Annotated in this window: 2 protein-coding genes; both read right to left on the bottom strand. The window is 66.3% G+C overall.

Going from position 1 to position 778, the window contains the following annotated elements:
- Nucleotides 1–43: 43 nt before the first annotated feature.
- Nucleotides 44–463 (bottom strand): DUF3151 domain-containing protein, encoded by a 420-nt coding sequence (locus tag DWV11_RS01375; protein ID WP_115787118.1) that lies wholly within the window; start codon nucleotides 461–463, stop codon nucleotides 44–46.
- A gap of 3 nt (nucleotides 464–466) precedes the next feature.
- Nucleotides 467–778: class II fructose-bisphosphate aldolase (locus tag DWV11_RS01370; protein WP_210725638.1), on the bottom strand; the 312-nt coding region annotated here is incomplete at its 5' end.

The raw sequence follows: 778 nt of genomic DNA, 5'->3' as shown, positions 1-778 counted from the left end.
GCCCCGCACCTTCCGGTGCGGGGCGCCGTCGCGTACTGATTCGCTAGCCTTCGATCGCTGCCTTCGCCGCGGGATCGGAGTCGTTGAGGAACTTCTCGATCCGCTCGGGCTCCTCGGCTTCGCCGATGGCTGCCGAGGCGCGTCCCAGTGCGTAGAGCGCACGCAGGAAGCCCCGGTTCGGCTCGTGCTCCCACGGGATGGGGCCAACGCCGCGCCAGCCGTTGCGCCGCAGCGAATCCAGTCCGCGGTGGTAGCCCACGCGGGCATAGGCGTAAGACTCGATGGTGCGGCCTTCGGCCCAGGCCTCCTCGGCGAGGATTGCCCAGAGCAGCGAGGACGTAGGGTGCTTAGCCACCAGATCCACGGCTTCCTGGCCAAGCGCGAGGTGCTGGTACACCTCGGACTCGGCGGGCAGGAGCGTGGGTTCCGGGCCGAGCAGGTTCTTGCGGAATTCGTCGGACATGACTTAGAAGGTCTTGCCTGCCGAGCCGAGCTGGCGGGCGGATTCGACGATGCGGGCGGCCATGCCGGCCTCGGCCGAGGCACCCCAGACGCGCGGGTCATAAGCCTTCTTGTTGCCGATCTCGCCGTCGACCTTCAGCACGCCGTCGTAGTTGGTGAACATGTGACCGGCCACCGGACGGGTGAAAGCGTACTGGGTGTCGGTATCCACGTTCATCTTGATCACACCATACGAGACCGCGTCCGCGATCTCCTGGTCGGAAGAGCCGGAACCGCCGTGGAACACCAGGTCAAACGGGTTGTCCTTGCCGATCTT

This window comes from Arthrobacter silvisoli (assembly GCF_003369445.1).
Lineage (GTDB): Bacteria > Actinomycetota > Actinomycetes > Actinomycetales > Micrococcaceae > Arthrobacter > Arthrobacter silvisoli.
Note: the sequence above shows the minus strand (reverse complement) of the source record. Positions and strands in the feature narration are given on the sequence as shown.

Coding starts and splice junctions, on each gene's coding strand:
- DWV11_RS01375 (WP_115787118.1), bottom strand. CDS start 463: ATGTCCGACGAATTCCGCAAGAACCTGCTCGGCCCGGAACCCACGCTC.